The 13,847-nt window shown below is 71.4% G+C and carries 12 protein-coding genes; 8 read left to right on the top strand and 4 right to left on the bottom strand.

Features of this window, described 5'->3' with window-relative positions:
* Window positions 1-228: 228 nt before the first annotated feature.
* Window positions 229-1,146, top strand: coding sequence for a cation diffusion facilitator family transporter (locus ACZ6SD_RS18945; protein ID WP_465318247.1), 918 nt, complete (start codon window positions 229-231; stop codon window positions 1,144-1,146).
* Window position 1,147: 1 nt separating this feature from the next.
* Here the strand turns inward: ACZ6SD_RS18945 and ACZ6SD_RS18940 are convergent, their stop codons facing one another.
* From ACZ6SD_RS18940 to ACZ6SD_RS18930, 3 genes are all read right to left on the bottom strand, one after another.
* Window positions 1,148-1,834 (bottom strand): DUF305 domain-containing protein, encoded by a 687-nt coding sequence (locus ACZ6SD_RS18940; protein ID WP_465318246.1) that lies wholly within the window; start codon window positions 1,832-1,834, stop codon window positions 1,148-1,150.
* Window positions 1,831-2,616: a DUF3105 domain-containing protein gene (locus tag ACZ6SD_RS18935; protein ID WP_465318245.1), complete on the bottom strand. Its 786-nt coding sequence runs from the start codon at window positions 2,614-2,616 to the stop codon at window positions 1,831-1,833. Before ACZ6SD_RS18935 ends, ACZ6SD_RS18940 begins: the two co-directional genes overlap by 4 nt.
* Before the next feature lie 117 nt (window positions 2,617-2,733).
* Window positions 2,734-3,459, bottom strand: a complete 726-nt coding sequence (locus ACZ6SD_RS18930) for a DUF3105 domain-containing protein (protein WP_465318244.1) — start codon at window positions 3,457-3,459, stop codon at window positions 2,734-2,736.
* Window positions 3,460-3,523: 64 nt separating this feature from the next.
* On the opposite strand from ACZ6SD_RS18930, the gene argS reads away from it, so the two are divergent.
* From argS to rho, 6 genes are all read left to right on the top strand, one after another.
* A complete protein-coding gene (gene argS, locus ACZ6SD_RS18925; protein ID WP_465318243.1) occupies window positions 3,524-5,185 on the top strand; it encodes an arginine--tRNA ligase in 1,662 nt (553 codons plus the stop codon).
* A 12-nt stretch (window positions 5,186-5,197) separates the two neighbouring features.
* On the top strand, window positions 5,198-6,634 hold the full coding sequence (lysA, locus tag ACZ6SD_RS18920) for a diaminopimelate decarboxylase (protein WP_465318242.1): 1,437 nt from the start codon (window positions 5,198-5,200) through the stop codon (window positions 6,632-6,634).
* Window positions 6,631-7,938, top strand: coding sequence for a homoserine dehydrogenase (locus ACZ6SD_RS18915; protein WP_465318241.1), 1,308 nt, complete (start codon window positions 6,631-6,633; stop codon window positions 7,936-7,938). Before lysA ends, ACZ6SD_RS18915 begins: the two co-directional genes overlap by 4 nt.
* Window positions 7,935-9,011: a threonine synthase gene (gene thrC / locus ACZ6SD_RS18910; RefSeq protein ID WP_465318240.1), complete on the top strand. Its 1,077-nt coding sequence runs from the start codon at window positions 7,935-7,937 to the stop codon at window positions 9,009-9,011. The genes ACZ6SD_RS18915 and thrC overlap by 4 nt, the downstream gene beginning before the upstream one ends.
* Window positions 9,008-9,889, top strand: coding sequence for a homoserine kinase (thrB, locus tag ACZ6SD_RS18905; protein ID WP_465318239.1), 882 nt, complete (start codon window positions 9,008-9,010; stop codon window positions 9,887-9,889). Before thrC ends, thrB begins: the two co-directional genes overlap by 4 nt.
* A 443-nt stretch (window positions 9,890-10,332) precedes the next feature.
* Window positions 10,333-12,327: a transcription termination factor Rho gene (gene rho / locus ACZ6SD_RS18900; protein ID WP_465318238.1), complete on the top strand. Its 1,995-nt coding sequence runs from the start codon at window positions 10,333-10,335 to the stop codon at window positions 12,325-12,327.
* A gap of 637 nt (window positions 12,328-12,964) precedes the next feature.
* Here rho and ACZ6SD_RS18895 read toward each other — a convergent pair.
* Window positions 12,965-13,282 (bottom strand): hypothetical protein, encoded by a 318-nt coding sequence (locus tag ACZ6SD_RS18895; protein ID WP_465318237.1) that lies wholly within the window; start codon window positions 13,280-13,282, stop codon window positions 12,965-12,967.
* Window positions 13,283-13,549: 267 nt separating this feature from the next.
* Here ACZ6SD_RS18895 and rpmE point away from each other — a divergent pair, with 267 nt between their 5' ends.
* Window positions 13,550-13,771, top strand: coding sequence for a 50S ribosomal protein L31 (rpmE, locus tag ACZ6SD_RS18890; RefSeq protein WP_465318236.1), 222 nt, complete (start codon window positions 13,550-13,552; stop codon window positions 13,769-13,771).
* Window positions 13,772-13,847 lie beyond the last annotated feature (76 nt).

The following is a 13,847-nucleotide window of genomic DNA, read 5'->3' as shown; positions in this document are numbered from 1 at the left end:
GAGGAGTGGCCGCGGGCGGGGGAGGGGGCGCACGCTGACCTCGTTCCGATTGGGGTTTTCGCTGGTGAGCCTGCTTTCCATCTACCAGAACCGCGGCCTGTGGGGCCGGTGCGAGTGCTGATCTCCGCTCGGTCGAGTGACGAATCATGCCTCGACGGGTGGTGGTATTGCATGTATGCGCATGCGACAATATGTCGCGTAGACGGAGCGGGAAGCGGGGTTGGGGCAGTGGGGCACGGACATGGTCACGGGGTCGGCGTCGCCGACGCGGCCAGTGCTTCGGGGCGGTTGGCGGGCAGGCTGTGGGCCGCGTTCGCCATCGCCGCGGGGATCATGGCGGTGGAGTTCGCGGTGGGGATCGCGACCTCGTCGCTGGCGTTGCTCTCCGACGCGGCGCACATGTTGACCGACGTGGTCGGGGTGGGCCTGGCGTTGGCGGCGGTCGCCGCGGCGCGGCGGGCGCGGAACCGGCCCAACCGCACGTTCGGGCTCTACCGGGCCGAGGTTCTGGCCGCTCTCGCCAACGCCGTGCTGCTGTTCGGCGTCGCCGGGTACGTCGTGTACGAGGCGGCCAGCCGGTTCACCGACCCGCCTGAGGTCGCCGGTCTGCCGGTGCTGCTCGCGGCTGGCGCTGGCCTGGCCGCGAACGTCGTGTCGTTCCTGCTGCTCAGGGACGGCGCGCAGGAGAGCCTGAACGTGCGCGGCGCCTACCTTGAGGTGGTGGCCGACCTCGTCGGCTCGGTCGGGGTGCTGGTCAGCGCCACGATCACGCTGACGACGGGCTGGCGGTGGGCCGACCCGATCGTGGGGGTCGCGATCGGGCTGTGGGTGCTGCCTCGGACCTGGTCACTGGCCCGCCGCGCGCTGCGCATCCTGTTCCAGCACGCCCCAGAGCGGCTCGACATCGGTGAGATGACGTCCCAGCTGGCCGCCGTCCCCGGCGTCACCGAGGTCCACGACCTGCACGTCTGGACGCTGACCTCGGGCATGGAGGTCGTCTCGGCGCACCTCGCCGTCACCGACCGGGCCGACCAGGGCGACATCCTGACCCAGGCCAGGGACCTGCTGACCCGCGAGTACCAGATCGAGCACGCCACCTTGCAGGTCGAGTGCCCGGCGTCGCGGTGCGCGCAGCTTTCCTGGTGAGTCAGGACGGGAGCGGCTTGCTTCCCCGCGCGGTCAGCATGTCGGTGAGCAGCGTCGTCTCGCTCTGCTGGCCTTCCTTGATCTTCGCGGCCATGTTGCGGACGTAGCCGAGCCGGGCGTGGTCGGCGCCGTAGGCGGCCATCTCCAGGCCGCCCTGGTGGTGGCGCAGCATCAGCTGCAGGAAGTACACGTCGAACTCCGCGCCGGTGCTGTTGCGCAGCCGGGTCAGCTCGTCGCTGGTGGCCATACCGGGCATCTGTGCCATGCCGGACGGCCCGTCGCCGTGGCCGTGCGTGGCACCTGCCATCCAGCGCATGTGCGGCTGGTCGATCGGGGCCAGCGCGGGCTGCCCCCACGCGGTGAGCCAGCCGCTGAACTGCCCGCTCTGGTCGAGCTGGGTGGACTCGATGTCGAAGGCGAGCTGCCGGATCTCCGCGTCCTGGCTGCTGTTGCGTGCCCAGCCAGCCATGGTGATGGCCTGCAGGTGGTGGGTGCGCATGTCCTGGGCGAAGCCGACGTCGACCGAGTCCGCCCCCGGCGGGTCGTCGCGGCCCACGGCGGACAGCGTGATCAGCATGCCGATCGCCGCGCCCACCAGCAGCACCGCCAGCGCCGCCGCGCCGTACACCACGGCGGACCGCTTGGGAGTGGCGGCAGCGCGGTCCTCGGTCTGGTCCTGCTCGGTCACTGCGTGGGCGGCGCGCTGCTCGTCGGGGCGGCGGGCGGAACCGGGGTGACCGGCTTGCCGTCCATGCCGATCGCGTCCGGGCCGGGCTTCTCGGCCACGAACGGCGGCGGGGCGGCCGGGTTGAAGCCGGTCCCGTTGCTGTCGCAGCGGCCGCCGGGCTCGGGGTTCTGGTAGTTGTTCGCGCGCAGCGACTTGATGAACTGGTCGATCCGCTCGTCCTCGGCGCTGTCCAGCTTGAGCTGGTGGCCCCACGACTGGAGCGAGATCGGGCGGTCCAGGCCGGGGTAGGGCGACATCACCATGTACGGCTTGTTTTCGACCATGGACTTGAGCTTGTCCAGCGCCGGGCCGGTCACCTGGTCCGGGTTGTAGGCGATCCACACCGCGCCGTGCTCCAGCGTGTGGACCATGTTCTCGTTGCGGACGGCGGTCGGGTAGACGATGCCGGTGCAGTCGGCCCAGATGCCGTCGTGCGGCCCGCCGAACGGGGGGCTCTGGTCGTAGGCGACCCGCTGGGTGGCGTCGACGTGCTGCCCGGGGGAGTACGTCTGCCGGGTCACCCCGGCGATCTTCTCCGACGGGTCCTTGTTGTCGTCGGCCGGGAGGAACTTCTCCGCGGCGGACACCTTGACGTAGGCGTAGCCGAACACGCCGCCCGCCAGCAGGAGCACGGCCACCACCGCGGCGATGGTGCCCCAGGGCTTGCCCTTCTTGGCCACAACCGAGGCCCGCGCGGCCTTGACCGCGTTCGGCTTGCCCTTTTTCTTCGTCCCGCTGGCCATACGTCTCGAACCTCAGGTGTCGAGTGGGCTCCCGCCGGGGAGCTGCACCAGAGCAGGTGCGACCGCCATTCTAAGGACCGGGTGTCTGGTGGGTGTCAACCGCGTCAGACGCCCCGGTCATTCACCCGTCGGTGAGACCGCGTCGGGGCCGGGCGGGGCCGGGTCGAACGGCGGCGGCGCGTCCTGGTCGAACAGGTCGGCGTCGACCATGTCGCAGGAGGCGCCGGGCTCGGGGCTCAGGTACGGGTTGGCGCGGGTGGCGGTGATGAACTGGTCGATGCGCGGGTCGTCCACCTCGTCCACCTGGAGCTGCCTGCCCCAGGACTGCACCGACACCGGCTTGGGCTGGCCGGGGAAGGGCGACATGACGGTGTAGGGCTTGGCCTGCACCCGCTCGGCCAGCGCCACCACGTCGTCGCCGGTGACCTTCGCCGGGTCGTAGGTGAGCCACACCGCGCCGTGCTCCATGGAGTGGACCAGGTTCTCGGTGCGGACCGCGGTCGGGTAGACGACGCCGTTGCACGCCGCCCAGATGCCGTCGTGCGCGCCGCCCAGCGGCGGCTTGCGGTCGTAGGCGACCCGCTGGTCCGGCTTGACGTGCTTGCCCGGCTCGTACTCGGCTTCCACGACGCCGTCGATCTTCTGCGTCGGGTCCTGGTTGTCCTCGCCGGGGGTGAACTCCTTGCCCCCGCCGGGCGCGCCCGTCTGCTTGTCCGCCTTGTCCGCCGCCGAGCCGCGTGGGCCGCTGGACGTGGGAACGCCCAGCTCCTCGATTCCGCCGCAGCCGGTCAGGGCCAGGCAGGCGACGGCGCCGAGCGCCGCGTGTCGCGCGTACCGCATCATGGCAAGGAGTCTATGGAACCCGGCCGGCTACGGACCGTGCGACCCGCCTACCTAGACTTGCCGGGTGACTCCCGCCGTGCTCGCTGACCTGGTTCGTTCCGCCGCCGTGCGGGTTCTCGGCGACCGCGGGCTCGACACCGGGGTCGTCCCGGCCCAGGTCACCGTGGAGCGGCCGCGCAATCCCGAGCACGGCGACTACGCCACCAACCTCGCCCTGCAGGTCGCCAAGCGCGCCGGGGTCGCCCCGCGTGACCTGGCTGGTTGGCTGGCCGGGGCGCTGGCCGAGGACACCGGTGTCGACTCCGCCGAGGTCGCCGGGCCCGGGTTCATCAACCTGCGGCTCGCCGCCGCCGCCCAGGGCGCGGTGGTCACCCAGGTCCGCGCGGCCGGGGCGGCCTACGGCCGGGGCGACGCGCTCGCCGGGCGCCGGATCAACCTGGAGTTCGTCTCGGCCAACCCGACCGGCCCGATCCACCTGGGCGGCACCCGCTGGGCCGCGGTGGGCGACGCGCTGGGCCGGGTGCTGTCCGCGCAGGGCGGCGAGGTCACCCGGGAGTACTACTTCAACGACGCGGGCAGCCAGATCGACCGGTTCACGCGCTCGCTGATCGCCGCGGCCCAGGGCGAGCCCGCGCCTGAGGACGGGTACGCGGGCGCCTACGTCTCCGACATCGCCGCCGAGGTGCTGCGCCGGGAGCCGGGGGCGCTGGGGCAGCCGGACGCCGAGCGCGCCGAGACGTTCCGGCGGGTCGGCGTCGGCCTGATGTTCGAGCAGATCAAGCGGAGCCTGCACGAGTTCGGCACCGACTTCGACGTCTACTTCCACGAGGACTCCCTGCACGCCTCCGTCGCGGTGGACAAGGCGCTGGCCGAGCTCAAGGCGTCGGGCAACCTCTACCTCGCCGACGGCGCGTGGTGGCTGCGCTCGACGGAGTACGGCGACGACAAGGACCGGGTGGTCATCAAGAGCGACGGGCAGCCCGCCTACATCGCCGGTGACATCGCCTATTTCCAGGACAAGCGCCGCCGCGGGTTCGACCTCTGCGTTTACCTGCTCGGCGCGGACCACCACGGCTACATCGCCCGGCTCAAGGCCGCCGCCGCGGCGTTCGGCGACGACCCGGACACCGTGGAAGTCCTCATTGGACAGATGGTCAACCTGGTCAGCGACGGCAAGCCGGTGCGGATGAGCAAGCGCGCTGGAACCGTGATCACCATGGAGGACCTGGTCGAGGCGATCGGCGTGGACGCCGCCCGCTACGCCATGATCCGCTCCACTGTGGACTCCACTGTGGACATCGACCTGGCGCTGTGGAGCAAGCGCTCCAACGACAACCCCGTCTTCTACGTCCAGTACGCGCACGCGCGGCTTTCCTCGCTGCTGCGCAACGCCGCCGACCTCGGCATCCCCCTGCCCGACAAGGAAACCCCGGACCTGGCGCTGCTCGTCCACCCGCGCGAGGGCGACCTCATCCGCACGCTGGGCGAGTTCCCGCGCGTGGTCGCCGCCGCCGCGGATCTGCGGGAACCGCACCGAGTCGCGCGCTACCTTGAGGAACTGGCCGGGGCGTACCACAAGTTCTACGACGCCTGCCGCGTCCTGCCCCAGGGCGACGAGCGGGCCGGACCGCTGACCACCGCGCGGCTCGCGCTGTGCGACGCCGCCCGCCAGGTTCTGGCGAACGGGCTGGGACTGCTCGGAATCACCGCACCGGAACGAATGTAGGAACAGGGACTGATGAGGGCACACCCGGCAGGACCGCGGCACGCGGACGTGCTGCCGCCTGGCAACACCGCGGGCGAGCGCCCCGCGGACACCGCCGCGCTCGACGAGCTGAACCCGCGAGTCTGGCCCAGGGGAGCCGAACGCGGCGCCGACGGCGTGGTGCGGCTCGCGGGCGTCGACGTGCGCGAGCTGGCCGAAACCTATGGCACGCCGCTGTTCGTGATGGACGAGGACGACTTCCGCGCCCGCTGCCGCGAGCACGCCGCCGCGTTCGGCGAACCGGCGCTGGTGCACTACGCGGCGAAGTCGTTCCTGTCGGTGGAGATCGCCCGCTGGGTCGCCGACGAGGGCCTGAGCATCGATGTGTGCAGCGGCGGCGAGCTGGCCGTGGTGCTGCGCGCGGACTTCCCGCCCGAGCGGATCACCTTCCACGGCAACAACAAGTCCGTCGCGGAACTCGCCGAGGCGCTTGACGCCGGGGTCGGCGCGATCGTGGTCGACTCCTACCACGAGATCGTCCGCCTCGACCGGCTCGCCCGCGACCGCGGCGTCGTCGCCCCGGTGCTGATCCGGATCACCGTGGGCGTCGAGGCGCACACCCACGAGTTCATCGCCACGGCGCACGAGGACCAGAAGTTCGGCTTCTCGCTGGCCGGGCGGGACGCGGCGGAGGCGGCCCGGCGGGTGATCAAGGCCGGGAACCTGTCGCTGGTCGGCCTGCACAGCCACATCGGGTCGCAGATCTTCGACGCCGACGGCTTCGAGGTCGCCGCGCACCGGGTCATCGGCCTGCTCGCCGAACTGCACGCCGAGCACGGCGCCGAGGCGCTGGAGTCGCTGACCACGGTCGACCTCGGCGGCGGCCTCGGCATCGCCTACACCGCCCAGGACGACCCGCCGCCGCCGATGTGGCTGGCCGACCAGCTCCGCGCGATCGTCACCAAGGAGTGCGAGCAGGCCGGGCTGCCGGTGCCGAAGGTGGCCGTCGAGCCCGGCCGGGCGATCGTCGGCCCCGGCACCGTGACCCTCTACGAGGTCGGCACCACCAAGGACGTCGCGCTCGGCCACGGCACCGGACGGCGCTACGTCAGCGTCGACGGCGGCATGAGCGACAACATCCGCACCGCCCTCTACGACGCCCTCTACGACGCCCGCCTGGTCTCCCGCGCCAGCGACGAGGGCGAGCGCGGCGCCGCGGCCGTGCTGTCCCGGGTCGTGGGCAAACACTGTGAGTCCGGCGACGTTGTGGTGCGAGACTGCTGGCTACCGGAGAACCTTGCTCCCGGCGACCTGCTGGCGGTGGCCGCGACCGGCGCCTACTGCTACTCGATGGCGAGCAACTACAACCGGTTGCCCCGGCCCGCGGTGGTGGCCGTGCGCGGGGGGCTGGCGCGGCTGCTGCTGCGCCGAGAGACCGTGGACGACCTGCTACGACTGGAGATGACGTGACGAGCGAGGCCGCCAAACCGATCAGGGTCGCGCTGCTCGGCTGCGGGACGGTGGGCGCGCAGATCGTGCGGCTGCTCACCGAGCAGGCCGACGAGCTGGCCGCCCGCGTCGGCGCCCCGGTCGAGCTGGCGGGCATCGCCGTGCGCAGGCCCAACAAGCACCGCGACGTGCCAGCCGACCTGCTCACCACCGACGCCGCCGCGCTGGTCACCGCCCCCGACGTGGACGTGGTGGTCGAGGTCATCGGCGGCATCGAGCCGACCCGGACCTGGCTGCTCGACGCGCTGCGCTCGGGCAAGTCCGTGGTCACCGCCAACAAGGCGCTGCTGGCCGAGCACGCTGGCGAGCTGTTCGAAGCCGCCGACGCCGCCGGGGTCGACCTGTACTTCGAGGCCGCCGTCGCGGGCGCGATCCCGCTGCTGCGCCCGCTGCGCGAGTCGCTGGCCGGGGACCGCATCACCCGGGTGATGGGCATCGTCAACGGCACGACGAACTTCATCCTCTCCGCGATGGACGAGACCGGCGCGGGCTACGCCGAGACGCTGGAAGAGGCGGCCCGGCTGGGCTACGCCGAGGCCGACCCGACCGCCGACGTCGACGGCTACGACGCCGCGTCCAAGGCCGCGATCCTGGCCTCGCTCGCCTTCCACACCCGGGTCACCGCCGGTGACGTCTACCGCGAGGGCATCTCCGCGGTCACCCCGTCGGACGTGGCCGCCGCCCGCGCCCTTGGTCGCACCATCAAGCTGCTGGCCATCTGCGAGCGCGTCGGCGGCGACGGCGGCGAGTCCGTCGCGGTGCGCGTGCACCCGGCGATGATCCCGCGCAACCACCCCCTGGCCAGCGTCGGCGGCGCGTTCAACGCGGTCTTCGTCGAGGCGGAGGCCGCCGGACAGCTCATGTTCTACGGGCAGGGAGCGGGCGGTGCACCCACCGCCAGCGCCGTGCTCGGCGATCTGGTCGCGGTGGCCCGCAACCTGGTCGTCGGCGGGCGCGGACCGCGCGAGTCGGCCTACGCCGACCTCGCGGTGCGCCCGATCGCGCAGGCGTCGACCAGGTACCACATCAGCCTGGACGTCGCCGATCGCGCGGGCGTGCTGGCGGCCGTCGCCGCCGTGTTCGCCCAACACGAGGTGAGCATCGCGGCGGTGCGCCAGGAGGGCCGGGCTGCCGACGCCAGCCTGGTCATCGTCACCCACTCGGCGCCAGACGCCGCGTTGCGCTCCACAGTGGACAAAATCGCGGGGCTGCCCTTCGTGCACGAGGTGGTCAGCGTGATGCGGGTCGAAGGCGAGGATTCATGACCATCCCCACCGGTGTGCGGCCAGGCTGGCCGGGCATCATCCAGGCTTATCCGTCCAGGGTCCCGATCCCCCCCAACGCCAAGGTCATCACCCTGGGGGAGGGGAACACCCCGCTGCTGCCCGCGCCGCACCTGTCGGAGCTGACCGGGTGCACGGTCTATCTCAAGATCGAGGGTGTCAACCCGACCGGCTCCTTCAAGGACCGCGGCATGACCGTGGCCATCACCCACGCCCTGGCCAACGGGCTGGAGGCGGTCATCTGCGCCTCCACCGGCAACACCTCGGCCTCGGCGTCGGCCTACGCCGCCCGCGCTGGCATGACCTCGGCGGTGCTGGTGCCGCGCGGCAAGATCGCGCTCGGCAAGCTCGCCCAGGCCGTCGCGCACGGCGCGCGCATCCTGCAGATCGACGGCAACTTCGATGACTGCTTGGAGCTGGCGCGCAAGACCGCGGCCGAATACCCGGTCGGCCTGGTCAACTCGGTCAACCCGGTGCGGCTCATCGGCCAGAAGACCGCCGCGTGGGAAATCTGCGACGTCCTCGGCCGCGCCCCCGACATCCACTGCCTCCCGGTGGGCAACGCGGGCAACATCACCGCCTACTGGCGTGGCTACTCCGAATACGCCCAGGACGGGCTGACCGACAGCGCGCCGCGGATGTTCGGCTTCCAGGCGGCCGGTTCCGCGCCGCTGGTGCTCGGCGAGCCGGTCGCCAACCCGGAGACCATCGCCACCGCGATCCGCGTCGGCAGCCCGGCGTCCTGGACGGGCGCGGTGACCGCCCGCGACGAGTCCGGCGGCCTGTTCGACTCGGCCACCGACGAGCAGATCCTCGACGCCTACCGGCTGCTGTCCACCCGCGAGGGCGTGTTCGTGGAGCCGTCGTCGGCGACCAGCGTCGCCGGTCTGCTCAAGACCTCGGCGGACGGGCGGCTGCCCAAGGGGTCCGTGGTCGTCTGCACGGTCACCGGCCACGGGCTCAAGGACCCCGACACCGCCCTGCGCGGCCTGGTCGAGGTCGAGCCGGTGCCGGTCGACGCCACCGCCGTCGCCTCGGCGCTGGACCTGCGGTGACCTCCGGCGTCCGCGTCCGGGTGCCCGCGTCGTCGGCGAACCTGGGCGCGGGGTTCGACGCGCTCGGGCTCGCCCTGGGCCTGCACGACGTCATCGAGGTCCGGCGCGCGCCGTCCGGGCTCGCGGTGACCGTGACCGGCGAGGGCGCCGAAGACGTGCCGCGCGACGAGTCGAACCTGGTCGTGCGCGCGCTGCGCGCGGCCTGCGACCAGCTCGGGTTCGACCCCGGCGGCCTGGCCATGACCTGTGCGAACGTCATCCCGCACGCCCGCGGTCTCGGGTCGTCGGCGGCGGCCATCGTCGGCGGGATCGCCGCGGCTTACGGCCTGGCGGGCAAGCCGTTGGACGACGACGCGCTGCACCTGGCCGCCGAGTTCGAGGGGCACGCCGACAACGTCGCGGCGAGCCTGCTCGGCGGCCTGGTCGTGGCCTGGTGCGAGCCGGGCCCGAGATTCCGGGCCGCGCGCGTCGAGCCGCACCCGGACCTGCGCCCGGTGGCGATCGTGCCGTCGGAGGAGTCCGCGACGCACGTCACCCGCGGCCTGCTGCCCGCCGTCGTCCCGCACGCCGACGCCGCGTTCGCCGCTGGCCGCGCGGCGTTGGCCGTGCACGCCATCGCCGAGCGGCCGGACCTGCTGCTGGCCGCCACCGCGGACACGCTGCACCAGGACTACCGGGAAAAAGCCTGGCCGGGCACGTTGCGCGTGGTGCGCGAACTGCGCGCGCTCGGCGTCGCGGCCGCGGTGTCCGGGGCTGGGCCGACCGTGCTCGCGTTCACCACGGACGGCCGCGTCCCGGCCGAGGTCGACCTCACCGGGTTCAGCGTGATCCCGCTTCCGGTGGACCGCGCGGGCGTGCGCGTGGACCCGCTCGACTGATCGGGAATACCGGCCGTGACCGCCGCGTTCCAGTTGCCTGAAGGCCCTCGTGATTCAGATCACCGCGCCACATCGTCATCTCGGTGCGACGCGCAGTGGACCGGTTGTTGCACCTTGAGTGACGGCCGTCTACCCTCGGGGGCGTTCAGTCACCGCGCGCACGGGCGCCCGGTGTCGTTCCCGGAAACTCTTTCCGGGTCGCATCATCTGCCGGGGTATCGGCTCAGTCCTTCTCCAAAGGTCAGGGCCGGGGCTCGCAGGTTCCCGACGACCGTGGTGACCAGATGCTCCCTGTTGGCGACCGAGTCCTACGGCTGGCCCGCTCTGTGGCCAGGCTCGTGACGAGGGCAAGCAAGCAGTGGGGAGATACGCCGTCTCGCATTCCGACGGACGGCGGTCCGCTGGTCCACGTAGGAGGCGGGGACCGGTCAGGAAGGACATGTGTGACCAATACCGATCTATTGAGCAGCGACACCGCCGAGTCGCAGTCCGACAAGGCGCAGAGCACGGGTGCCAATGGCGGCACACCTAAGCGTCGCGCGGGTCTTTCCGGCATGGTGCTCGCCGAGCTTCGCGAGCTGGCCGGCGAGCTGGGGATCTCCAGCACCGCGGGAATGCGCAAGGGTGATCTGATCGCTGCCATCAAGGAGCGGCAGGGGGGCGGCTCCGGCGCCGTCGCCACGCAACTGCCGCTCAACGGCGCCGACGTGCCTGCCGAGCCCAAGCCCCGACGCGAGCCGCGTGGGGCCAAGGCCGAGCAGCCCGCCGAGGCCCGGCCCGCCGAGGCCGCGGCACCGGCGCCAGCGGAGGCGCCAGCCGAACCGCAGGCGGACGCCCCGCAGGAGGCCCCCCGGCACACCGAGGGCGGCCGGGACAACCGGCGCCGTCGCGGTGCCAGCCGGGCCGCGGGAAGCCCGGAAGGCGCCGAGCAGGCGTCGGAGTCCGGGCGCTCCGCTCGCGTCGAGGAGCGTCAGCAGGGCGGCGAGCGCCAGCAGGGCGAGCGCCAGCAGCGGGGCGACCGCAACGACCGCGGTGAGCGGGGCGAGCGCGGTGACCGCAACGACCGCCAGCGCGGTGACCGCAACCGCCAGCAGGGCGACCGGCAGCAGGACCGCCAGGAGCGGCAGGACCGCCAGCAGGACACGCGGCAGCAGGATCGTCAGCAGGACAACCGGGCGACCGGCCCCGACGACGACGATGAGGGCGGCCGCCGCGGCCGCCGCTTCCGCGACCGCCGCAGGCGCGGCGGCCGGGTCGAGGGCGGCACCGGCCAGAACGACACCGAGGTCCGCGACGACGACGTGCTGTTGCCGGTCGCCGGTGTCCTCGACGTGCTGGAGAACTACGCGTTCGTCCGCACCTCGGGCTACCTCGCCGGACCGAACGACGTCTACGTGTCGCTCTCGCTGGTGCGCAAGCACGGCCTGCGCCGCGGCGACGCCATCACCGGCCTGGTCCGCCAGCCGCGGGAAGGGGAGCAGCAGCGGCAGAAGTTCAACCCGCTGGTGCGGGTGGAGACGATCAACGGCTTGGAGCCGGACGCGGCCAAGAACCGCCCCGAGTTCACCAAGCTGACCCCGCTCTACCCGAACGAGCGACTGCGTCTGGAGACCGAGCCGCACATCCTCACCACCCGCGTCATCGACCTGATGATGCCGGTCGGCAAGGGCCAGCGCGCGCTCATCGTCTCGCCCCCCAAGGCGGGCAAGACCTCGGTGCTGCAGGCGATCGCCAACGCGATCACCGTCAACAACCCCGAGGTCTACCTCATGGTCGTGCTCGTCGACGAGCGCCCGGAGGAAGTCACCGACATGCAGCGGTCGGTCAAGGGCGAGGTCATCGCCTCCACCTTCGACCGCCCCCCGGGCGACCACACCACCGTGGCCGAACTCTCCATCGAGCGCGCCAAGCGCCTGGTGGAAATGGGCCACGACGTGGTCGTGCTGCTGGATTCGATCACCCGCCTAGGCCGCGCCTACAACCTCGCGGCCCCGGCCTCCGGCCGAATCCTCTCCGGCGGCGTCGACTCGACCGCCCTGTTCCCCCCGAAGCGCTTCCTCGGCGCGGCCCGCAACATCGAAGGCGGTGGCTCCCTCACCATCTTCGCCACCGCCCTGGTGGAAACGGGCTCGGCCGGTGACACGGTCATCTTCGAGGAGTTCAAGGGCACCGGAAACGCGGAGCTGAAGCTCGACCGCAAGATCGCCGACAAGCGCATCTTCCCCGCGGTCGACGTCGACCAGTCCAGCACCCGCAAGGAGGAACTACTCCTCTCCCCGGACGAACTGGCGGTCACCGTCAAACTGCGCCGGGTCCTCCACGCCCTGGACAGCCAGGCGGCGATCGAACTCCTGCTGGACCGACTGCGCAAGAGCCGGACAAACATCGAGTTCCTGATGCAGGTGGCCAAAACCACCCCCTCAGGCAACGACGACTGATTTACCAGCCCCACAACCACAGGCCCGGCCCCCGTTCCTTTCGGGGTGCCGGGCCTGTGGCTTTCCCACCCAGACATGGAAAGTTATCCACAGGCATGATCGTTCTGACCTCGATTGTCGGCCTGGCTTGATAGACTGGAGCGGGGTTAGCCCCCAGGGTGGGTGGGGTTTTGTTGTGGGGCTGTGGGGCGGCAAATCAAGAGCAGTCGCGGGCGTGGTTGGGTGGCCTTTGTGTGGGCCAGCCCGCTAGCCCACCTGCTGGCCCGGTCTTTCTGTAAGCCCCTCTGCTGCCAGGCTGTGCCTTCCTGCCAGGCTGCTCTGCTGTCAGCCCGGCCTCCTGCCAGGCCGTGTCCGGCCGCTCTGCGGCCAGCCCGGCCTTCTTGCCAGCCCCGCGTTCCTGCCACCTGCCCCCCACGAAGCCGCGCCTACGCTCGCCCAGTGCTCGATGGGGTGGAGTGGTTTCTTTGGGGGTGAAGGAAGATCCCTAAACTTGCCGTGGTCGTGGGGCCGTAGGCTCCCCACCCGTCTTTCCCACGACGGGATCTTCCTTCGTAGGGGCCCCAAAGAAACCACTCCACCCCATCGAGCAGACCCACGAGACCCGGGAACCACGAGAGTCCGAGCAGAACGAGCAGCCCTAAGACACCCGATCGAGCCAGGAACGCCCAGGCACCCGAGCCATCCCCACCAGAACCAAAACCGCTGGCACCCCAACAGCAACCGCATAAGGCTTGGCCACCACGATCTGGTCCAAGACCAACCCCGCCCCGAACAACACCCCCGGATACGGCAAAGCCAACAGCACCCGCTGCCGCCCCGAATGCCACGTCACCGCCCCAGACAGCGCGACCGTGATCGCCGCGCCACCACCCCACAGCCCACTGGTGATCGCGACCTGCCACTGCGCATCGATGAGAAGACCGCCAAACGCGGTCAACCCCAGGACGGCCGCCATGAACAACACCGGTGCGGCCAGCCACGCGGAGACCGAGAGCGGTCTGCCTACGGCGTACAACACGCGACCAGTGTGCGCCGGGTCTGGAAGGCTTCGGTGAACCGCGCGACGGAAGGTCGGCGTACGGCGACGAACGGTCGGCGGAATAGCGGCAGGTGGGACCGCGTTAGAGGTGCTGTCAGCGCTCTGGCACACTAGTAGGTCGAGTCCGGCTCCGGTTCACCCCGCTTCGGGGACCCGGCGGCCACAGATTGAGAGGCGACCACCGTGAAGAACGGCATTCACCCCGAATACGTCACCACCACCGTGACGTGCGGCTGCGGGAACAGCTTCACCACTCGCAGCACCAAGGCTTCCGGCAACATCCACGTCGAGGTGTGCTCGGCTTGCCACCCCTTCTACACCGGCAAGCAGAAGATCCTCGACACCGGTGGCCGGGTCGCGCGCTTCGAGGCCCGCTACGGCAAGCGGACCAAGAACGCCAAGTAGCTCCACGCACGGCGCCTGCCCGGTCACCGGGCGGGCGCCGTCGTCGTGTCCGGACTCGAAAATCCCCGATCGTGAG

It is taken from the genome of Actinokineospora sp. NPDC051303, from assembly GCF_055586285.1.
Note: the sequence above shows the minus strand (reverse complement) of the source record. Positions and strands in the feature narration are given on the sequence as shown.